Below are 21,587 nucleotides of genomic sequence, written 5' to 3'. Positions count from 1 at the left end.
GCGACCGGGACCCGCGCGCCGCAGCGCTACCGGACCGCCACGAACCCGTCCACGCCGCGCTCCGGCCGCGCCGCAGGGGCCGCCGCCGGGTGGCCCACGGCGACCGCGCCCATCGGATCCCAGTCCTCCGGCAGGTCCAGCACCTCCCGCACCACCGGTCGGCAGAACATCGTCGACGACACCCACGCCGACCCCAGCCGCTCGCCCGCCAGCGCGACCAGCAGATTCTGCACCCCGGCCCCGGCCGCGACCACGAACATCTCCCGCTCCGCCGCGTTCCGCCGGGGGTCCGGATAGGTGTGGGCGCCGTCCGCGACCAGGCACGGCACCACCAGATACGGCGCCTTGCGCAGCACGTCCCCGCGCCGCACCCGCTTGGCGATGGACTCCTCCGAGAAGCCGTCGCCCCGCAGATCGGCGATCCAGGCGTCCCGCATGGCGTCGAGCAGCCGCACCCGCGACTCCTCCGACTCCAGCAGCACGAACCGCCACGGTGTCGTGTGGTGCGGCGCGGGCGCCGTGACGGCGGCGGCCACGGCGCGCCGCACCGCCGCGCCGTCCACCGGCTCGTCGGTGAACTCCCGGACCGTGCGGCGCAGGGTCACCGCTTCCCGTACGGCCTCCGAGGTGCCCAGCCGGAACATGTCGTCGGCGGCGCCGCGCACCAGCGGCCGCGCCCCCGGGTCGGGCTCCCCGCCGGCGTCCACCACGTGCGGCAGCCCTCGCAGCACCGCCACCGGCAGCCCGTCCGCCTTGCCCTTGACCAGCTCCCCGGCGGCGGCCAGCTCGTCGGCGGTGGCGACGACGGTGACGCTCAGCGCGTTCCCGTGGGTGTCGGTGCCGCCCCGCAGGTCGTCCAGGACGCGCACCCCGGCCGCGCCGATGGCGACGTCGGTGACCCCGGTGCGCCAGGGCCGCCCGAAGGTGTCGGTGACGATGACGCCGACGTCGACGCCGAGCGCGTCCCGCAGCCCGGCCCGGATGGCCCGGGCGGACGCGTCGGGGTCCTCGGGGAGCAACAGGATGGTCCCGGCCGGGGTGTTGGAGGCGTCGACTCCGGCGGCGGCCATGACCAGGCCGTGCCGGGTCTCGACGATCCGGGTGCGCCCGCGCCGCGCGACGACCCGGACGGTCTCGGCGTCTATGGCGGCCTCGCGGTCGTCGCCCGCGACGACGCGCCCCTCCGCCTTGCTGACGATCTTCGAGGTGACGAGCAGGACGTCGCCGTGCGCGAGCCCCGGCAGGCCGCCGGCGGTCGCGGCGTCGGCGATGAGCTTGGCGAGGTCGTCGCCGGGCCGCACCTCGGGCAGCCCGGGGAGGGCCCAGACCTGGTACGAGGGCGTCTCCCCGGAGGCCGAAGCGGGCGAGGAGGGCGATCCGCTCATGCCCGGACCTCCTCGGCCAGCGCCAGCGCCTCGGCGGCCATGCGCGCGGTGGCCTCGGTGTCGCTCATCATGAGCGGGACGGCCCGGCAGCGGATCCCGGCGGCCTCGACCTCGTCGACCGCCCCGGCGTCCACGGTGTCGACGAGCCAGCCGTCGAGCAGCCCGGAGCCGTAGTGCTTGGCGACGGCGGCGGCGGTGGATTCGACGCCGACGGCGGCGAGCACCTTGTCGGCCATGCCGCGCACGGGCGCGTCGCCGACGATGGGGGAGAGGCCGACGACGGGCACCCCGGCGTCGGCGATGGCCTCGCGCACTCCGGGGACGGCCAGGATGGTGCCGACGCTGACGACGGGGTTGGACGGCGGGAAGAGGACGACGTCGGCGTCGGCGATGGCCTCCAGGACGCCGGGCGCGGGCTTGGCCTGGTCGGCGCCGACGGGCACCACCGCGTGGGCGGGCACGGAGGCGCGCATGCGGACCCAGTACTCCTGGAAGTGGACGGCCTTGCGGCCCTCGCCTTCCCCCGCGGCGGAGCCGCTGATGTCCGCAGTGTCGATGAGGACGTGCGTCTCGACGCGGTCGTCCGTCATCGGCAGCAGCCGCACCCCCGGCTGCCACCGCGCGCACAGCGCCTCGGTGACGGCGCTGAGCGAATAGCCGGCGCTCATCATCTGCGTACGGACGATGTGGGTGGCGAAGTCCCGGTCGCCGAGGCCGAACCACTCGGGCCCCACGCCGTACGCCGCCAGCTCCTCCTTGACGGCGAAGGTCTCCTCGGCCCGGCCCCAGCCCTGCTCCTCGTGGATGCCACCGCCGAGGGTGTACATCACGGTGTCCAGGTCGGGGCAGACCTTGAGGCCGAAGAGGTGAATGTCATCGCCGGTGTTGCCGATGACCGTGATGTCGGCGTCGGGAACCGCCGCCATCAGACCACGGAGGAAACGGGCGCCGCCGATGCCGCCTGCCAGAACCACAATGCGCATGCCCCACAGTCTTGCAGCAGCCCCGGACAACGGAGCCGTGCGGGGCGGGCTCAGCGCAGGACGTCGAGGGCGCCGGGGGCGGCCGTATCGGCGGGCGTACCGGCGGTCCGGGCGGGATGCGGCGGCATCTCGGTGAGGCCGGGGAAGTAGATGTGCAGGCTGACGGCGGGTTCGAGCGCGTCGTTGACGACATCGTGCACGTATCCGGGCGCGAAGACGCGCTGCGCTCCGGCGCGCAGCGTATGCCGTGCGCCGCCGTCCGCCCCCACACGCTCGGTCAACTCGCCCTGGAGAACGGTGAGGACGCCGGAGGAGCGCCCGTGGTCATGTGCTCCGCTGCCCTGGCCGGGCACCCAGCTGAGCAGCCACACCTCATAGCCGGGGCCGGTGCGCAGCCGGTGGTACCAGCGAGTGGTGGCGTCGTACCGGACGAGCGGCGCCCAGCCGTCGCGGTCGGCGGCGATGTCGCGGGCCAGTCCGGCGAAGCCGGAGACGGTGGTGGGGTGCGCGGGCGCGGGCGGCAGCAGATGCGGGATGGCGAGCGGGTCACCGGCGATCTGGACGTCGCTGTTCATGTGGGGGTTCCTCGACGGGAAGCGCGGCGGGGCGCGAAGGGGAGCTGTGCGGGGTGACGCAGGGAGACGCGAAGGAAACGCGAGGGAGAAAGCTGGAGCCTCGGACGGGCATCAACAGCTGGAACAGCGACAGCGAGCCTGCACGGCGCAGCGGAACCCGTGGTCACGGGTCGACTGGGGCGCGTGGGTCACTGACATGAGGACAAGGACAGCGGGTCCTCGCCGTCCTGTCAACTTGATCACCGGTCTGGCGGGAAACGTCACCACTTCCGGTCGATGTGGAGGCAGAAAGGTTTGTGCCGGCGTTAGCCGGACACATGGCGCAGCACCCGCTGCCGAGTGCAACGGGAACGGTGTCCACGGCGTCCTCCACGGTGAGTGCGAGGAGGAACCGGGGCAGCGGAGGGAAACGTGTCGAGTTTAGGCCGATTTGAACACTTTCCGCGCAGCCTTGGTTCCGCAGAGTGAATAAGAGGCCCAATAGCAGATCTCGGCTTGACTGGCCCGGATCAGCGCACTTGTAATTTCACACGTGTCGTTCTGCCGGTCGACCGACGGCACCAGGGCACGGGGACGGCACCGGGGACGCAAAAACAGACGAGGGGCGCACATGACCGAGTTGTTCCAGCAACTGCTGGTCGAAGAGGCGGACGAGGAGCTCGGTTGGCAGGAGCGCGCGCTGTGCGCCCAGACCGATCCCGAATCGTTCTTCCCGGAAAAGGGCGGTTCCACGCGCGAAGCGAAGAAGGTCTGCCTGGCCTGTGAGGTCCGTTCCGAATGCCTCGAGTACGCCCTCGCCAACGACGAACGCTTCGGCATCTGGGGCGGCCTCTCCGAGCGGGAGCGCCGCCGGCTGAAGAAGGCGGCGGTCTGACACATCCCCACAGCTCACGGCCGGCTACGCGCGAAGCTTCCCTTTGGGGGGCGGCGGTCGGGCGACGGGTGGGGGGACGGCCGGGTACGCAGCCGTTAGTGTGGGGGCCCGTCCGAGGCGCGCCAACGTCCCCCTGGGGCGGGCTCGTCCACCGCAGTCCAGCGAACCGGGGCCCGTACCTCGATGTCCGTGCACAGCCACTCGGCGGCCCCATACCCGGCCGCCTCCGCCGGATTTGCCGCCGCGCAACCGGCACCTGAGTTCCCGCGCCACGTCGTCACCGCCGTGCTGGTCGCCCACGACGGCGCCCGCTGGCTGCCCGACGCGCTCACCGGCCTGCTCGGCCAGGAGCGGCCCGTGCAGAGCGTCGTCGCCGCCGACACCGGCAGCGCCGACGAATCGGCCCGGCTGCTGACCGAAGCCCTCGGCGAGGACCGGGTCCTGCACCTGGCGCGCCGCAGCGGCTTCGGTACGGCCGTCGCCGAGGCCGTCCGCGGCGCCCCGGTGCTGGGCCCCGAGGAGCTGCCGTACCTCAAGCGCCCCAGCGGCTGGGATCCCGTCAACCGTGCCTGGCGCGACGACGCGTACGACATGCCGGAGCTGCCGCACGGCGAGCCCGTCCAGTGGCTGTGGCTGCTGCACGACGACTGCGCGCCCGCCCCGGACGCGCTCCACGAGCTGCTGCGGGTCGCCGACGCCGAGCAGCTGGCGGGCCGCGAGGCCGCGATCATCGGCCCCAAGCTGCGCGGCTGGTACGACGGTAAGCAGCTGCTCGAAGTGGGCGTCAGCATCGCCCGCAGCGGCCGCCGCTGGACCGGTCTGGAGCGGCGCGAACAGGACCAGGGCCAGCACGACCAGGTGCGGCCGGTGCTGTCGGTCTCCACCGCGGGCATGCTGGTGCGCCGTGACGTATGGGAGGAGCTGGGCGGCTTCGACCCCCGGCTGCCGCTCATGCGGGACGACGTCGACCTGTGCTGGCGCGCCCACGCCGCCGGGCACCAGGTGCTGATCGCGCCGGACGCCTCCCTGCGGCACGCCGAGGCGTCGGCGCGCGAGCGGCGCCCCATCGACTGCGTGGGCCGCTCGGTGGCCAGCCCACACCGCGTCGACAAGGCCGGTGCCGTCTACACCCTGCTGGTCAACACCCGGGGCGCGCTGCTGCCCTATGTGATGCTGCGGGTCGTCCTCGGCACCCTGCTGCGCACCCTCGCCTATCTGGTGGGCAAGGTGCCCGGCCAGGCGCTGGACGAGGTCACGGGCCTGTCGGGCACGCTGCTGCGGCCCGGGAGGATCAGCGCCGCGCGCAAGCGGCGCGGCCGCCCGGCGACCGAGGCGAGCGAGCTGCGGCCGCTCTTCCCGCCCTCCGGCGCGACCGTGCGGGCGACCGTCGAGCAGATCGCCAGCAACATCGGCGGCCGGTCGGAGCCCGAGCTGTCCTCGGGCGGCCGGCACGGTGCCGTCGAGTCCGGGCCGTCCGGCGACGACGCCGACTTCCTGGAGATCGAGCAGTTCGCACGGCTCAAGCGGATCGCGCGCAAACCGGGCCCGATGCTGTTCGCCGTGCTGCTGCTCGTCTCGCTGGTCGCCTGCCGTGAGCTGCTGGGCACCGGCGCGCTCGCGGGCGGCGACCTGCTGCCCGTCCCCGGACACGTCTCCGACCTCTGGGCGAGCTACGTCGACGGCTGGCACCCGGTCGGCACCGGCGGCACCCAGAGCGCGCCGCCGTATCTCGCCGCCCTCGCCGCGCTGGCCACGGTCTTCCTGGGCAGCACCGGATTCACCCTGACCCTCCTGCTGGTCTGCTCGGTGCCGCTGGCCGGCTTCACGGCGTACTTCGCCTCCCGGCCGCTCGTCGAGTCCCGGCTGCTGCGCGCGTGGGGGAGCGTCGCGTACGCCTTCCTCCCGGCCGCGACCGGCGCGCTCGCGGGCGGGCGGCTGGGCACCGCCGTGCTGGCCGTCCTGCTGCCGCTGATGGCGCGGGCGGCGGCGGCCGCGGGCGGCTTCCGCGTGGGCGGTACGAAGGGCAGGCTGCCGAGCTGGCGCGCGGCGTGGGCGTACGCCCTGCTGCTGACGTTCACGATGGCCTTCACCCCGGTCGTCTGGCCGATCGCGCTGCTGCTGTCCGCCGGTGTGCTCGTCCTGCGGTGGCGGCAGGGCGAACCGCTGGTGGCGTACGGGCTGCGCTTCCTGGCCGTCGTCCTCACCCCGCTCCTCGTGCTCGCCCCCTGGTCGGTGGATCTGCTCACCGATCCGGTCCGCTTCCTGAAGGAGGCCGGACTCGACAGCGGCGGCGGCTCCGCGTCCGCCCTGGACCTGCTCGCGCTCAGCCCGGGTGGCCCCAAGGGCGGCGGCACGCTGCTGCTGATCGGCTTCGTGCTGGCCGCGCTCGCCGCGCTGATGCGCGCCGAACGGCAGCTGACGGTGCGTACGGCGTGGGCCGTGGCCCTCACCGGCTTCCTCTTCGCGGCGATCGGCAACGGCACCGCCTGGGCCGGGCCGGCGACCCTCGTCTACGGGCTGGCGCTGCTGACCGCCGCCGTGGTCGGCGCCGAGGGCGCGCGGGAGCGCGTGGCGGCGCAGAGCTTCGGCTGGCGCCAGCCCGTCGCGCTGATCATCGCCGTCGCCTCGGCCGCCGCCCCGCTGTACGCCGCCGTCACCTGGATGGTCAGCGGCGCGGACGGCCCGCTGTCCCGGCGCGACCCCTCCCAGGTCCCGGCGTTCGTGGCGGCCGAGAGCGACACCCGGGACCAGGCCCGCACCCTGGTGCTCACCGGCGGCGACTCCCGCACCGACTACGCCCTGGTGCGCGGCTCCGGCGCCCGGCTCGGCGACGGCGAACTCGCCGCAGCGGGCGGCGCCGACACCCGCCTCGACGACGTCGTGGCCCATCTGGTCGCGGGCTCCGGCGCCGACCAGACCGCCCGGCTGGGCGCCTACGCGGTGCGCTACGTGTACGTCCAGCAGGGCGCCTCGCGCGACATGACGCGCGTGCTGAACGCGACGCCCGGCCTCACCCAGCTCAGCAGGGAGGACGACGGCACCCTGTGGCGGCTGGACCAGCGGGTCTCCCGGGTCTCCATCGTCCCGCCCGGCTCCGAGAGCGGCGGCGCCGCGGGCACGGCGGCCGCGCCGGTGCCGGTGGCGGCCGGTCCGGTCGAGGCGCACACCACCATCCCGGACGGCGCGGACGGGCGCGTGCTGCGGCTCGCCGACCGGGCCACCGACGACTGGACGGCCACCCTCGACGGCAAGCCGCTGACGCCGAAGACCCTCGACGGCTGGGCCCAGGGCTTCGAACTCCCCGCGAACGGCGGGCGGCTCGACCTCACCTACGACACCCCCATCACCCACACCGCCTGGGTCTGGGCGCAGGGGCTGCTCGCGGTCGTCCTGCTGGTGCTCGCGCTGCCGGGCCGCCGCCGCGACGTGGACGACGACCTGCCGGAGGCGGAGGGCACGGCCGCCGCCACCGCCATCACCGCCGAGGACCTGGCGGGCGACGGCCGCCGGGCGCGGCGGCTGCGGGCCGCCGCCGAGGCGGCGCAGGCCGCGGAGGCGCCGCGGGAGGCTCCGGCGGACGGCGGTGGCGCGGAGGCGGACGCAGCCCCGCAGCCCGCACCGCCCGCCGAGCCGCCGGTGTTCATCCCGGAGCCGTTCGTACCGGAGCAGCCGGACCAGCAGCCGCAGCAGCAGCCGTACGGGCAGTGGGACGCGCAGCAGCCGTACGCCGGCGCCGGATACGGGCAGTACCCAGCCGACCAGTACCCAGCCGACCAGTACCCCGCCGACCAGTACCAGGGCGGCTATCCGTACCCGCAGGGGCAGTACCAGGACGCCGCCGCGTACCCGGCGGACCCGTACGCGGGTGGCGGGTACGCCGATCCGTACGCCGCCGGTCAGGCCGGTCAGTACGCCGATCCGTACGCCTACGACCAGCAGCGGCCCTACCCCGGCGGCACGTACCCGGACGGCACCTACCCCGACGGCACGTACCCCGCCCAGGGCGACACGACGTACGGCGACGACCCCGAGGGCCGCCGCGACGGGAGCGATCAGCAGCGATGAACCGCACCACCCTGTCCCTGATCGGCGCGGCCACGGCGCTGGCCGCCGTCACCGGCGTGGCCTCCCTCACCGGCGGCTCGTCCGACGACGCGGGCACGGCGGCCAAGGCCGCCGGCCGGCTGCCCGTCCAGCGCTCCACGCTGCTGTGCCCGGCGCCCAGTTCCTCCGACGTGAGCAGCACGACGTACACCGCGTACACCCCCAAGCGGAGCGGCGGCGGTGCGGGCGGCGGCAGCGGAGCGGCCCAACTGCTGCCCGCCGACAGCGCCGCTGACGGGGTGCCGGACGAGGAGGGCGGCGCCACCACGGGCGGGAAGGGCAAGAACGAGCCCGTCCTGCCGCTGAAGCGCCCCGGCACGCCGGTCACCACCGACACCGACCGCTCGGGCGCCCCCGCGCTCATCGGCACCGCCGACGGCCCGCTCGCGCCCGGCTGGACCGTACAGCAGACCACCGAGATCGACGCGGGCAGCGGGCGCGGCCTCATGGGCACCGCGTGCACCGCCCCGGACACCGACTTCTGGTTCCCCGGCGCGTCCACCGGCAAGGACCGGCAGGACTTCGTCCACCTGACCAACCCGGACGAGCGGGCGGCCGAGGTGGACCTCACGCTGTTCGGCCCGAACGGCCGCCTCAAGCCCACGAGCGACGACGAGTCGATCACGGTCCCGGGCCGGTCCACCGTGCCGGTGCTGCTCTCCACCCTCACCGACCAGCGGGCCACCGATGTGTCCCTCCATGTGACGGCCCGCAGCGGACGGGTCGGCGCCGCCGTCCAGGCCGCCGACGAGAAGCGCGGCGGCGACTGGATCCCGGCCTCCGCCGCGCCCGCCACGAGCGTCGCGATCCCCGGCATACCGGCCGACGCCACCTCGGCGCGCCTGGTGGTCTTCGCGCCCGGCGCCGACGACGCGGACCTCAAGGTGCGGCTCGCCGGGCCCACCAGCTCGATCACCCCGGCCGGACACGAGTCGCTGCACATCAAGAGCGGAATGACCTCGGCGATCGACCTCGGCGACGTCACCAAGGGCGAACCGGGCTCGCTGCTGCTCAGCCCCGAGGGCGGCGAGGGCCCGGCCACCCCCGTGATCGCCGGGCTGCAGGTCACCCGCGGCAAGGGGAGCGACCAGGAGACGGCGTTCATCCCCGGCACCGGCGCCATCGAACGCTCCGCCACCGCCGCCGACAACCGTGCCAAGGGCTCCACCCTCTCCCTGGTCGCCCCGGGCGCCACCGCGAAGGTCCGCGTCACCGCCTCGGCGGGCACCGGGGGCGGCACCCAGGCCAGTGAGACCTACACGGTCAAGGGGGGCACCACGAAGTCCGTCACCCCGCCGAAGCCGTCCGGCGCCAAGGGCCAGTACGCCGTCACCGTGGAACGGCTCTCGGGCGGCCCGGTGCACGCCTCCCGCATGCTGTCCCTCCCGCGGGGCGGCGTCCCGGCCTTCACGATCCAGCCCCTCCCGGACGACCGGGGGACGGTGGAGGTGCCGCGGGCGACACAGGACCTGTCCGTCCTGAACCGCTAGGGAGCGATGCCGGGGTGGGGGCGCCCCCGCCCCTACTCCTGCCCGTACCGCGGGTCCACCGACTCCGGTTCCAGCCCCAGCAGCTCCGCCACCTGCTCGACCACGACCTCGTGCACCAGCAGGGCGCGCTCGTCCCGGTTCTTCGTACGGATCTCCACCGGGCGCCGGTAGATCACGATCCGGTCGGGCGCGTCGCCGCGGGCCGCGATGAAGCGCCCGAGCGGTACGGACTCGCCGTCCCATCCGTCGGTGAGGCCGGAGCCGTGCGACGGGGGTCCGTCGAGCCCGTGCCCGGACGGTCCGTCGGAGCCGCCGCCGACCCCGGTGACCGGAACCTCCAGCACCGTGAAGTCGACCCCCGACAGCTGCGGCCACCGTCTCTCCAGCCGCTCCGCCGAGTCCTGCACGAGATCGACGAAGGACTCGGCGCGGCTGACCGACAGCGGCACCTGGGGCGGCGCGATCGGACCGCGCATGCCCCGGCCGTGCCGGTCGCGGCGGCGGGGGCGCGGCTCGGGCTGGTCGGAGGGTACGGGCCTGGTCATCACTCACGAGGGTAGCCGTCGCCCCGCCCCGGCACGTGCTTACGGGACAGCCATGTCCAATGTCACTTAATGAACATTCCGGCCATGCTTACGTCCATAAACAGACGTCTCTTAGGTCGCTTCCATGCCTCAGCGTGACCCCTCTCGGTTCGACTGCTGACCGGAATCGTCCTCGGCGGCTGTCGGCCGTCCCGGCGTCCACGCTGGTCAGCCGGGAAGTGCACGTTTCGGGTGCACGGGGCGAACCGGGACGACACGGCGGAGTGAGCTGGTGGAGAGTCGTCGCGGCCCGCTCAAGAGTGCGGTACCGTCCAACGTCGTGAGCCCTGTACGTCGCTGTTCGCGCACCGCCTGCGGCCGCCCCGCCGTCGCGACGCTGACGTACGTCTACGCGGACTCGACCGCGGTTCTCGGACCCCTGGCCACCTACGCCGAGCCCCACTGCTACGACTTGTGCTCGGAGCACTCGGAGCGGCTGACCGCCCCGCGCGGCTGGGAGGTCGTGCGGCTGGCCGTCGACACCGGTCCGGCCCGGCCGAGCAGCGACGATCTGGAAGCCCTGGCCAACGCGGTGCGCGAGGCGGCCCGCCCGCAGGAGCGTGCGGCCGGTGCCGGAGGCGGCCCCGGGGCGCCCGGTTCCCCGGGCGGGGGCGGGCAGAGCGGCCGGGAGGCCGACCCCCGGGAGGTCGCGCGCCGCGGCCATCTGCGCGTCCTGCGCTCACCGGAATCCTGACCGTTCCCGCGGAAGCGTGAGAATCCCGCCGTCGAGCGGGCAATTCCCGGCGCCAGTCGATCACTTCGTTCCCAAGCATTGACGCGAACTCGCCACGGACCTGACCATGCGTGGACCCCGAGTCCTCCGTTTCCGCATCACGGATGCGAACTTCCGTCGGATACGGCCGGGAATGCCGTCCCCCACGCCGGGAGGCCCGTGTGTTCGTGCAGCAGCTGGAGCCCGTCGCCGATTCACTGACCCTCTCCGCCCTCGTCGCCACCCTCCCCCTCCTCACCGTCCTCGCCCTGCTCGGCGGGGTGCGGATGCGCGCCCACTACGCGGGGCCCCTGGGCCTCGCCGTCGCCGTCCTCGTCGCCTGGCTCCCGTACGGGATGCCCATCGGCCAGACCCTCTCCAGCGCCGCACAGGGCGCGCTGTTCGGTCTCTTCCCCATCATGTGGATCGTCGTCAACGCCCTGTGGGTGTACCGGATGACGGTCCGCACCGACCATTTCGACGTCCTGCGCCGCTCGTTCGGGCGGCTCTCCGACGACCCCCGCGTCCAGGCCCTGGTCATCGCCTTCTGCTTCGGGGCGCTGCTGGAGGCGCTGGCCGGATTCGGCGCCCCGGTGGCCATCTGCGCGGTCATGCTCGTCGCGCTCGGCTTCGACCCGGTGCGGGCCGCCGTCGTCGCGCTCGTCGCCAACACCGCGCCCGTCGCCTTCGGCGCCATGGCCACCCCCGTGGTGACGCTCGCTCAAGTCACCGGGCTGCCGCTGGACTCCGTCGCCTCCGTCGTCGGACGGCAGACCCCGCTGCTCGCCCTCGCCGTCCCCTTGCTGCTGGTCGCGCTGGTCGACGGGCGGCGCGGGCTGCGCGAGACCTGGGCCCCGGCGCTCGCCTGCGGAACCGCCTTCGCCGTCGCCCAGTTCACCGTCTCCAACTACCTCTCCGTCCAGCTCGCCGACATCGCCGCCGCGCTCATCGGCGCCGCCGCGCTCGTCGCCGTACCGTCCGCCCGGCGGCCCGCCGAGGAGCCGGTGCGCGCCGCCGTCCTCACCGGCGTGCGCAGCGACGACCTGGACCACGCGGACCCGCGCACCGAGGTGCTGCGCGCCTACGCCCCGTACGCGCTCATCGTCGCGATCTTCTCCCTCGCCCAGATCGGCCCGGTCAAGGACCTGTTGGCCAAGGCCACCCGCACCATCGACTGGCCCTTCCTGGACGTCGCCGCCCCCGACGGGAAGCCGGTCGGGGGCAATCTCTTCGCGCTGCCCCTGGTCGCCACCGGCGGAACCCTCGTCCTGCTCGCGGGGATCGCCACCGCCGCCGTCCTGCGGGTCGCCGCGCGCGACGCCCTGGGGGAGTGGGCGGCCACCGTGCGCGAACTGCGCCACGCGATCCTCACGGTCACCTCGGTGCTCGCCCTCGCCTACGTCATGAACCTCTCCGGACAGGCCGCCACCATCGGCCACTTCGTCGCCGCGGCCGGCGCCGGACTCGCCTTCCTCTCCCCGGTGCTCGGCTGGTTCGGCGTCGCCGTCTCCGGCTCGGACACCTCAGCCAACGCCCTCTTCGGCGCCCTCCAGGTCACCGCCGCCCGCGAGTCCGGGCTCTCGCCCGACCTGCTCGCCGCCGCCAACAGCTCGGGCGGCGTCCTCGGCAAGATGATCTCCCCGCAGAACCTCACCATCGCGTGCGCCGCGGTGGGCCTCAAGGGGCGCGAGGGGGATCTGCTGCGCAAGGTGCTGCCGTGGAGTCTGGGACTGCTGCTGTTGATGTGCCTGATCGTCGTCGCGCAGTCGTCCTTCCTGCTCGGCTGGATGCTGCCGTAACCCGAACGACGCGCGCCGCGCGCGACGGCCCTCACAGTTGCGGCCCAGCCCCGAGGGGTAGGTTTTGAGATCCGTGGAGACCTCCAAGAAGGACCTCGAGAAGGGGTTGGCTGTGCCCGACTTGTCGCAGATCGTGAAGGCGTACGACGTCCGTGGTGTGGTCCCGGACCAGTGGGACGAACCGCTCTCCGAGCTGTTCGGCGCCGCCTTCGCCCGGGTGACCGGCGCGGCCGCCCTCGTCGTCGGCCATGACATGCGCCCCTCCTCGCCGGGCCTGTCGCGCGCCTTCGCCCGCGGGGCCGCCTCCCTCGGGGTGGACGTCACCGAGATCGGCCTCTGCTCGACCGACCAGCTCTACTTCGCCAGCGGCCATCTCGACCTGCCCGGCGCGATGTTCACGGCCAGCCACAACCCCGCCCAGTACAACGGCATCAAGATGTGCCGGGCCGGTGCCGCGCCCGTCGGCCAGGACACCGGCCTCGCCGACATCCGCGCCCTGGTGGAGGAGTGGGCCGAGACCGGCGCCCCCGAGCCCGCCGCCGACCCCGGCACCATCACCCAGCGCGACGTCCTCACCGACTACGCCGCCCATCTGCGCTCCCTCGTGGACCTCACCGCCATCCGGCCGCTGAAGGTCGTCGTGGACGCGGGCAACGGCATGGGCGGCCACACCGTCCCCACCGTCTTCGACGGCCTCCCCCTGGAGCTGGACGCCCTCTACTTCGAGCTGGACGGCACCTTCCCCCACCACGAGGCCAACCCGCTCGACCCCAAGAACATCGTCGACCTCCAGGCCCGTGTCCGCGAGACCGGCGCCGACCTCGGCCTCGCCTTCGACGGCGACGCCGACCGCTGCTTCGTCGTCGACGAGCGCGGCGAGCCGGTGGCCCCCTCCGCGATCACCGCCCTGGTCGCCGCCCGCGAACTGGCCAAGCACCCGGGCGGGACGATCATCCACAACTGCATCACCTCCTGGTCCGTCCCCGAGGTCGTCAAGGAGAACGGCGGCACCCCCATCCGCACCCGCGTCGGCCACTCCTTCATCAAGGCCGAGATGGCCCGCACCGGCGCCATCTTCGGCGGCGAGCACTCCGCGCACTACTACTTCCGCGACTTCTGGAACGCCGACACCGGCATGCTCGCCGCCCTCCACGTCCTGGCCGCCCTCGGCGGCCAGCAGCAGCCCCTGTCGCACCTGGTCGAGAGTTACGACCGCTACGCCGCCTCCGGCGAGATCAACAGCACCGTCGCCGACCAGACCGGCCGCATGGAGGCCGTCAAGGCCGCGTACGAGGGCCGCAAGGACGAGGGCATCGAACTGGACGAGCTGGACGGCCTGACGATCACCAGCGCCGACTGGTGGTTCAACCTCCGCCCCTCCAACACCGAGCCGCTGCTGCGCCTGAACGTAGAAGCCCGCGACCGTCAGACCGCCGACCGCGTCCGCGACGAGGTCCTGGCCCAGGTCCGCGCCTAGCCCCGGCCCGGCCCGGTGCGCCGGGGCCCCAGATGCCCGCTCCCGGACCCGGACCGGCAGCCGGCGTGGGGCCCCGCCCGCCCCAGCTGATGGCCCACACCAGGAGCGCACGGGCTGGGGCAGGGCACGCCCCACCCCAGCCCCTCCGGGCACCCCTCCCGGCCCCTTCGGCGTCTGAGGAGGGGGGCCGGGGTGGAGATGCCCCATCTCCACCCCTCCGGGCGCCCCTCCCGGCCCCTCCGGGGGCTGAGGAGAGGGGTCCGGGGCGGAGGTGCCCTACCCCCAGCCCCTCCGGGCGCCCCTTCCAGTCCCTCCCGGCCCCTTCGGCGTCTGAGGAGCGGGCCGGTGGCGGAGATGCCCCACCTCCAGCCCCTCCGGCGATTGAGGAGCGGGGTCCGGGGCGGAGCCCCTGCGGGGGCCGGGGACGGAGCCCTCGGTTTCGGGAAGGGGCGGGGTGGGGAAAACGGCCCCCGCTCAGCCCCAACGGCGGCCACACCCCGCGCCCAACGGGCCCCCGGGGCGAGCCCCGGGGACGGGGACGGGGCGGCCACCGGCCGCGCACGGGGCGGCCCCGGCGGTACGCTGACCACGCCGGACCCACGTCCGGCTGGACCACATCCGAAGGGACAGCCCATGCCGCTCGAAGCCGGTCTTCTGGAGATCCTCGCCTGCCCGGCGTGCCACGCCCCGCTCCGCGAGGAGGAGGCCGAGGAGACCCCCGAGCTGGTGTGCACGGACGGCAAGGGATGCGGTCTCGCGTACCCCGTCCGCGACGGCATCCCGGTCCTGCTCGTCGACGAGGCACGCCGCCCGGCCTGACAAGGGCCCAGGGCCCAGGGCCCAAGGCCCGAGGCCCGACGGACGTACGCCGCATCCCGCCCACGGCGATCGGAGGCCGTAGCTCCATGCTCGACGAATCCCTCCTCGACGCCCCCGAGGCCCTTGCCCGGGCCGATACCCGCGGGCTGCTGCGCGGGGCCGCCGAATCCGGCGCCAGGGTCCGTACGGCCGCCCGCCACGCCGCCGAGGCGGGCGTCGCGGACCTCAAACCGGACGGACGCCCCCGCGCCGTCCTGGTCGCGGGCCCGGGCGCGGCGGGAAGCTGCACCGCGGATCTCCTCGGCGCGCTCAGCGGCGGCAACATCCCGGTGAGCCTGATCGGCCCCACCGGCGTCGCCCCCGCCCCCGGCGCCCTGCGCTGGACGCTGCCCGGCTGGGTGGGCCCACTGGACCTGCTGGTCATCGCGACGCCGGACGGTACGGAGCCGGGGCTGCCACGCCTCGTGGAGCAGGCGTACCGCCGGGGCTGCGCGCTGGTCGCGGTGGCCCCGGGGCACTCGCCCCTGGCGGGCGCGGTGGCGCAGGCACGCGGCCTGATGGTGCCGATGGCCACGTCCGCGTACGACCCGCCCGGCAGCGGCCCCTCGCCGTACGCGACCGCCCGCCCGGACGAAGCGGCCCCTGCCCCCGGGACCGCGCACCCCGGAACCGCGCACCCCGAGGTCCACCCCGAGACGCACCCCGAGGGCGCCCTGGACGAGCCCGCCCCCTCCGGGGCGCAGGCGCGCCACACCACCCCGCCGCACATAGAGCCGCCCGGCACCGCACCGGACGAGGTCACCGGCCCCGCCCTGCCCGGCACGCTGTGGGCGCTGCTCACCCCGCTGCTCATGCTCGTCGACCGGATCGGCCTGGTCGCCGCGCCGCCCGCCGCGCTGCAGCAGGTGGCCGACCGGCTGGACCGGGTCGCCGAGCGGTGCGGGCCGGCCATCGCCACGTACACCAACCCCGCCAAGACGCTCGCGGCCGAGCTGGCCGGGTCGCTGCCGCTGCTGTGGACCGAGGGCCCGGTGGCCGCCGCGACCGGACGGCGTTTCGCGGGGCTGCTCGCGACGCTCGCCGGGCGCCCGGCGCTCGCCGCCGATCTGCCCGGCGCGCTGGCCGCGCACGGCACGCTGCTGGCGGGGTCGTTCGCGGGCGGGGCCGACCCGGATGACTTCTTCCGTGACCGGGTGGAGGAACCGGAGGCGCTGCGCGCCCGGATCGTGCTGCTGCACGACGAGCCGGTGGGCCCCGTCTCGGCCGTCCCGTCGGCCCGCGAACTCGCGCTCGCGCACGAAACGGCGTTCAGCGAGCTGGAACCGGACGAGGGGAGCCCGCTGGAGCGCGCGGCCGAACTTCTCGCCATCACGGATTTCGCCGCCGTTTACCTCGCGCTTGCTTCGGCGGATAGAACTTGAGTCCGTACGCGAGGCCGTGAACGGCCCGCGCCGGACATCGGCACCCCTTCGCCCGGACAGTCAGGAACCGCACCGCATGGACCGCCTCGTCAACACCGTGCGCCCCTACGCCTGGGGCTCCCTCACCGCCATCCCCGAGCTGCTGGGCGTCGAACCGACCGGCGAACCGCAGGCCGAGATGTGGATGGGGGCACACCCCGGGGCGCCGTCCCGCCTCGACCGGGGCGAGGGCCCCGCCGCGCTGTCCGACGTGATCGCGGCCGATCCGGAGCGCGAGCTGGGCGCGGGCGCCGTACGGGCCTTCGGGCCGCGGCTCCCGTTCCTGCTCAAGGTGCTCGCCGCGGCCTCGCCGCTCTCCCTCCAGGTGCACCCGGACCTCGCGCAGGCGAAGGAGGGCTTCGCGGACGAGGAGGCCCGCGGCGTTCCGCTGGACGCCCCGCACCGCAACTACAAGGACGCCAACCACAAGCCCGAGCTGATCTGCGCCCTCACGCCGTTCGACGGGCTGTGCGGCTTCCGCGACCCCGACGAGGCCGCCGCGCTGCTGGCCGCCCTCGAGGTCGACTCGCTCAAGCCGTACGTCGACATCCTGCACGCCCACCCCGAGTCGCACGCCCTGCGCGAGGTGCTGACGGCCGTCCTGACCGCCGACCGCGAGGCGATCGCCGACACCGTGCACCGGGCCGCGGCCGCCGCCGAACGGCTGGGCGCGCTGGACGGCCCGCACGCCCCGGCGTACGCGGCGTACGCGGCCATAGCCCGGCACTACCCGGGCGACCCCGGCGTGATCGCCGCGATGCTGCTCAACTTCGTGACGCTGCAGCCCGGCGAGGCGCTGTACCTGGGCGCGGGCGTCCCGCACGCCTACCTCGACGGCCTCGGCGTCGAGATCATGGCCAACTCCGACAACGTGCTGCGCTGCGGTCTGACCCCCAAGCACGTCGACGTCCCCGAACTGCTCCGCGTCGTCCGCTTCGAGAGCGACGCCCCGGCGGTCCTGCGCCCCGAGGCGGACGCCTCCGGCGAGGAGCTGTACTCCACCCCCATCGACGAGTTCCGGCTCTCCCGGTACGTCCTGGCGGAAGGCGCCGCACCGCGCCGGCTGCCCTCCTCGGGCCCGCAGATCCTGCTGTGCGCCGCGGGCGAGGTTTCGCTCCGCGGTGACGGTGAACTCCGTCTGTCCCGGGGCGAATCGGCCTTCGTCAGGGCGGGCGAGGAGGTCACCGCGACCGGCGACGGCACTGTGTTCAGGGCCACACTGACCGCCTGACGTCAGGCTCCCACGGAGGGCTGGAACAATGGCCCGCCGTAACGGCAGTAAAGCTCAAGCAAAACTGCCATGAGCTGGAAGGGACATTCGGCACATATGAGTGCATCAGGCGGAACCAAGGCGATTGTTGCCGCACTGGGCGCCAACTTGGCCATCGCCGCAGCCAAGTTCGTGGCGTTCGCCTTCAGCGGCTCGTCGTCGATGCTCGCCGAAGGCGTGCACTCGCTCGCCGACTCGGGCAACCAGGGACTGCTGCTCCTCGGCGGCAAACAGGCCAAGCGCGCCGCGACCCCCGAGCACCCCTTCGGCTACGGCCGCGAGCGCTACATCTACGGCTTCCTCGTCTCCATCGTGCTGTTCACCATCGGTGGCGTCTTCGCGCTGTACGAGGGCTACGAAAAGATCAAGCACCCGCACGACCTGGAGGCCTGGTACTGGCCGGTGGGCGTGCTCCTCTTCGCGATCATCGCGGAGGGCTTCTCGTTCCGTACGGCCGTCAAGGAGTCCAACGAGACCCGCGGCAAGCTGACCTGGGCCCAGTTCGTCCGCCGCGCCAAGGCCCCCGAGCTGCCGGTCGTCCTCCTGGAGGACCTCGGCGCCCTGGTCGGCCTCGTCCTCGCCCTCGGCGGCGTCGGCCTCTCCCTCCTGACCGGCGACGGCATCTGGGACGGCATCGGCACCATGTGCATCGGTGCCCTGCTGGTCCTGATCGCCCTCGTCCTCGCGGCCGAGACGAAGTCCCTCCTGCTGGGCGAGGCGGCCGACGTCGACCAGGTCGCCAAGATCCGCGCGGCGGTCGTCGACGGTGAGACCGTCACCGGCCTGATCCACATGCGCACCCTCCACCTGGGCCCCGAGGAACTCCTGGTCGCCGCCAAGATCGCGGTCCAGCACGACGACAGCGCGGCCGACGTCGCCCGCGCGATCGACGCAGCGGAAGCCCGCATCCGCGCGGCGGTCCCGATCGCCCGAGTCATCTACCTGGAGCCGGACATCCTCCGGACCTCCGCGGCCTGAGCCCCCACCCCGATCGCCCCGAGCCTCCCCGCCCGGGGCGATCGCGCGTCCACCCACCCCACCCCCCGCAAGCCGGGTACGGCGTGGGGTGGCTGCTGCACTGGCGCCCGGCTGGGGCGCAGCTACCCGGGGGCGGCCCCGGCGGCGCGATCCCGGGGCCGGGGGGACGGGGCCTCAGGGGCACAGCCCGATACGGCGCCCACCAGCGCGGGCCCGGCGGCGCAACCGGGCCGGGACCGAAGGGGAGTACCGCGGCCGGCCCCAGGCGCGGTAGCCCCCAGCCAGGTACGGCGAGCGGGAAGTGGGCCTGCTGCGCCGGCGCGGCGGGCCGCAGATCCCAGCCAGCGACTGCCCCGGGGCTGTAACGGCGCCCCGGAGGCCTTAGGGCGACAGCCCGGCACGGCGCGCACCCCGGGGCGGGCCCAGTGGCGTACCCCGGCCGCAGGCCCCGGCCAGCAACCCGCCCAGGAGCGCAAGCCCCGGTCCGGGGGCGCGGGGCCCCGCGGGGACAGGCCGGCACGGCCCGCGCGGAGTCGGCCCGCTGCACCGGCGTGGGGCCGGGGCGCAACTGCCAGGCGACGCGCCCCCGGGCCGCAGGCGCAGCGGCGCAGCGGGGGCCGGGGGCGCAGCCCCGGCGGGGGCCGGGGTTGCGCCCCGGATTCGGGAAGGGGCGGGGTGGAGAACAACCCACCGTCGTCCACCACCTACGCGATCTCGCCCAACACCCGCAAGATCGCCCCCACATCCCCCGCCCCCACCAACCGCTCCCGGAACTCCGGAACCATCAGCCTCCGCGACAGCAGCGCCAGAATCCGCAGGTGCTCATCCCCCGCCGCGGCCTCCGGCACCGCGATCATGAAGATCAGCCGGGCCTTCGTACCGTCCGGCGCGCCCCATTCGATGCCCTCGGTGGACCGGGCGAAGCCGACGACCGGCGCGGTCACGGCGTCCGTCTTGGCGTGCGGGATGGCGATCTCCTCGCCGAGACCGGTCGTGCCCTCCTCCTCGCGGGCGAACGCGGCCCGCACCAGTTCCGCGGCGTCCGCGACCTTGCCGCTCGCGCCCAGGAGTTCGGCCATCTCGCGGATGGCATCGTCCTTGCGGTCGGCGGTCAGCCGCTCCTTGACGGTCTGCTCGGTCAGATACCCGGACAGCACCGAATCCTCGACGGACTCCGCGGACTCCGCGGGCTCCGCGCCAGCGGTACGAGCGGCAGGCACGGCCCCCGACGAAGCCCCCGAGACGCCGCCCGCACCACCGACACCACTCCCCACCAGCACCGGCTCGGCCACACCAACGGAAGCCGAAGCCGAAACCGAAGCCCTCACCCGCCCCATCGACATCAGCCCGACCGTAGCCACCGCCGTGACGGCCGTACCGACCACCACCGCCACGAAGAACATCGGCACGCCACCCACCGCACCGAGCACCGCCACGATGGGCCCCCCGTGCGGCACGCTGTCCTCGACCGAAGCCAGCCCGGCTATGGCCCCGGCCACCGCACCGCCGAGCATGTTCGCGGGGATCACCATCGCGGGCCGCGCCGCGGCGAACGGAATCGCGCCCTCCGTGATGCCGAAGAAGCCCATGAAGAGGGCGGCGAGCCCCGTCTCGCGCTCCTGATCGTCGAACATCCGGCGACGGATCAGCGTGGCCAGCCCCTGCCCCAGCGGCGGCACCGGAATGGCCGCCGCGCACGCGCCCATGACCTCGGGGTTCTTGGACACCAGCCCGGCACCGAAGAGGAACGCCGTCTTGTTGACCGGTCCGCCCATGTCGAACGCGATCATCAGCCCGAGGATGATGCCGAGCAGCGCCGCACTGGTCCCGGTCAGCCCGCCGAGCCAGTCGGTGAGGTTCTCGAAGACCCACGCGATGGGCCGGCCGAGGACGTAGATGAAGAAGAGGCCGAGCGCCGAGGTCGCCACGATCGGGATCACGATGATCGGCATGATCGGCTGGACGAACTTCGGTACCCGGACCTTCTTGATCGCCTGCACCAGATACCCGGCCAGGAAGCCGGTGACGATCGCCCCGATGAACCCGGCGCCCGCCTCGCTGTCGTACAGCTCGCCATGGGCCGCGATCCAGCCGCCGACCATGCCGGGCACCAGCCCGGGCCGGTCGGCGATGGCGTACGCGATGTAGCCGGACAGGGCGGGGATCATCAGCTGGAAGCCGATGGTGCCGATGTCGTTGACGGTCTTCCAGAAGGAGTCGTCGGGGATGACGATCCCCTTGGACGTCGTATCGCCGCCCAGCGCGAGCGAGACGGCGATCAGCAGACCGCCGACCACCACGAACGGGATCATGTACGAGACGCCGTTCATGAGCGCCTTATAGGTGACGCCGCGCCCCGTACGACCACCCTCACGGTCACCACCACCACCGCCGCCGCCACCGGCACCACCACCCGCCGCGCCGCCGTCACCCCGGCCATCGCCCCCGTACACCGGCGCGTTCCGCACCCGCTCGATCAGCCGCTCCGGTTGGTGGATCCCCTCGGCCACCCCGACGACGAGCACCTTCTTGCCCACGAACCGGCTGCGGTCGACGTCCTTGTCGGCGGCGATGATGATGCCGTCCGCCTCGCTGACATCGTTGTCAGACAACACGTTCTCGGCCCCGATCGAGCCCTGGGTTTCCACCTTCATGCGATGACCGCGCGATTCCGCGGCCTGCGCCAGCTTCTCGGCGGCCATGTAGGTGTGGGCGATGCCCGTGGGGCAGGCGGTCACCGCGAGCAGTTTGAGCCCCGGCCCGCCGGTCTCCGCACTGCCGCTGGCCCCCGCACCGTTGGGGGGATCGGCTGGACTGGTCACGTGGTTCTCCTTGTCAGGATCAGCTTCCCCGGCAGCGTCGACAGCGTTGTCAACACGCCGAGCAGCGCGGGAATGTGCAAGCGTCCCCGTGCCAGCGGCATCCTGCAATACCCGTGGACGGGATCAAAGCGGTCCGCCCCGCGCTCAGGGGGTGTCTTGTGGATCATGCCCCCGTCGTCCTGGAGATCTCGGAGCTCGACCAGCACCTTCCCGGCCTGGCCGAGCGACTCGCCCAGCGGATCGGCCATCCGGTCC

Annotated in this window: 16 protein-coding genes; 10 read left to right on the top strand and 6 right to left on the bottom strand. The window is 74.0% G+C overall.

All coding sequences use genetic code 11. The features are described from left to right. Positions 1-26: 26 nt before the first annotated feature. From ABZ562_RS25105 to ABZ562_RS25095, 3 genes are read right to left on the bottom strand one after another with little or no spacing between them, the layout of a single operon-like run. Positions 27-1,385, bottom strand: a complete 1,359-nt coding sequence (locus ABZ562_RS25105; RefSeq protein WP_361483748.1) for a coenzyme F420-0:L-glutamate ligase — start codon at positions 1,383-1,385, stop codon at positions 27-29. Then, entirely contained in the window at positions 1,382-2,368 is a 987-nt protein-coding gene (gene cofD / locus ABZ562_RS25100; RefSeq protein WP_361483746.1) for a 2-phospho-L-lactate transferase, read from the bottom strand. The genes ABZ562_RS25105 and cofD overlap by 4 nt, the downstream gene beginning before the upstream one ends. A gap of 50 nt (positions 2,369-2,418) precedes the next feature. Further along, on the bottom strand, positions 2,419-2,943 hold the full coding sequence (locus ABZ562_RS25095; RefSeq protein WP_361483744.1) for a cysteine dioxygenase family protein: 525 nt from the start codon (positions 2,941-2,943) through the stop codon (positions 2,419-2,421). Between the two features lie 610 nt (positions 2,944-3,553). On the opposite strand from ABZ562_RS25095, the gene ABZ562_RS25090 reads away from it, so the two are divergent. From ABZ562_RS25090 to ABZ562_RS25080, 3 genes are all read left to right on the top strand, one after another. Then, positions 3,554-3,817, top strand: coding sequence for a WhiB family transcriptional regulator (locus ABZ562_RS25090; RefSeq protein WP_004952403.1), 264 nt, complete (start codon positions 3,554-3,556; stop codon positions 3,815-3,817). A 183-nt stretch (positions 3,818-4,000) separates the two neighbouring features. Next, positions 4,001-7,882 (top strand): glycosyltransferase family 2 protein, encoded by a 3,882-nt coding sequence (locus tag ABZ562_RS25085; protein WP_361483742.1) that lies wholly within the window; start codon positions 4,001-4,003, stop codon positions 7,880-7,882. Further along, on the top strand, positions 7,879-9,411 hold the full coding sequence (locus tag ABZ562_RS25080) for a DUF5719 family protein (RefSeq protein WP_361483740.1): 1,533 nt from the start codon (positions 7,879-7,881) through the stop codon (positions 9,409-9,411). The genes ABZ562_RS25085 and ABZ562_RS25080 overlap by 4 nt, the downstream gene beginning before the upstream one ends. 32 nt (positions 9,412-9,443) lie before the next feature. On the opposite strand, the gene ABZ562_RS25075 is transcribed toward ABZ562_RS25080, so the two are convergent. After that, complete coding sequence (locus tag ABZ562_RS25075; RefSeq protein ID WP_361483918.1) at positions 9,444-9,887, bottom strand: metallopeptidase family protein; 444 nt, start codon at positions 9,885-9,887, stop codon at positions 9,444-9,446. A gap of 340 nt (positions 9,888-10,227) precedes the next feature. Between ABZ562_RS25075 and ABZ562_RS25070 the strand changes: the two genes are divergently transcribed. The 7 genes from ABZ562_RS25070 (at position 10,228) to ABZ562_RS25040 (ending at position 18,510) form a co-directional block, all read left to right on the top strand. Beyond that, positions 10,228-10,689: a DUF3499 domain-containing protein gene (locus ABZ562_RS25070; protein ID WP_361483738.1), complete on the top strand. Its 462-nt coding sequence runs from the start codon at positions 10,228-10,230 to the stop codon at positions 10,687-10,689. A gap of 200 nt (positions 10,690-10,889) precedes the next feature. Continuing rightward, positions 10,890-12,506: an L-lactate permease gene (locus tag ABZ562_RS25065; protein WP_361483736.1), complete on the top strand. Its 1,617-nt coding sequence runs from the start codon at positions 10,890-10,892 to the stop codon at positions 12,504-12,506. A 112-nt stretch (positions 12,507-12,618) separates the two neighbouring features. Continuing rightward, positions 12,619-13,983 carry a phosphomannomutase/phosphoglucomutase gene (locus ABZ562_RS25060; protein ID WP_361483916.1) on the top strand — a complete coding sequence of 455 codons (1,365 nt, stop codon included), beginning with the start codon at positions 12,619-12,621 and terminating at the stop codon, positions 13,981-13,983. Between the two features lie 633 nt (positions 13,984-14,616). Then, positions 14,617-14,802, top strand: a complete 186-nt coding sequence (locus ABZ562_RS25055; RefSeq protein ID WP_055557649.1) for a Trm112 family protein — start codon at positions 14,617-14,619, stop codon at positions 14,800-14,802. Between the two features lie 86 nt (positions 14,803-14,888). Continuing rightward, the gene (locus ABZ562_RS25050; RefSeq protein WP_361483734.1) at positions 14,889-16,223 is read left to right on the top strand and encodes an SIS domain-containing protein; all 1,335 of its coding nucleotides are present in this window, start codon (positions 14,889-14,891) and stop codon (positions 16,221-16,223) included. A gap of 76 nt (positions 16,224-16,299) precedes the next feature. Then, positions 16,300-17,493, top strand: a complete 1,194-nt coding sequence (manA, locus tag ABZ562_RS25045; RefSeq protein ID WP_361483732.1) for a mannose-6-phosphate isomerase, class I — start codon at positions 16,300-16,302, stop codon at positions 17,491-17,493. A 96-nt stretch (positions 17,494-17,589) separates the two neighbouring features. Continuing rightward, on the top strand, positions 17,590-18,510 hold the full coding sequence (locus tag ABZ562_RS25040; protein ID WP_361483730.1) for a cation diffusion facilitator family transporter: 921 nt from the start codon (positions 17,590-17,592) through the stop codon (positions 18,508-18,510). A 704-nt stretch (positions 18,511-19,214) separates the two neighbouring features. Here the strand turns inward: ABZ562_RS25040 and ABZ562_RS25035 are convergent. Both ABZ562_RS25035 and ABZ562_RS25030 read right to left on the bottom strand, forming a co-directional pair. After that, a complete protein-coding gene (locus ABZ562_RS25035; RefSeq protein ID WP_361483914.1) occupies positions 19,215-21,248 on the bottom strand; it encodes a fructose-specific PTS transporter subunit EIIC in 2,034 nt (677 codons plus the stop codon). Positions 21,249-21,328: 80 nt separating this feature from the next. Beyond that, on the bottom strand, positions 21,329-21,587 hold a 259-nt coding region (locus tag ABZ562_RS25030), incomplete at its 5' end, for a hypothetical protein (protein WP_361483728.1).

This window comes from Streptomyces sp. NPDC019937, from assembly GCF_040631655.1.
Taxonomy (GTDB): Bacteria; Actinomycetota; Actinomycetes; order Streptomycetales; family Streptomycetaceae; genus Streptomyces.
Note: the sequence above shows the minus strand (reverse complement) of the source record. Positions and strands in the feature narration are given on the sequence as shown.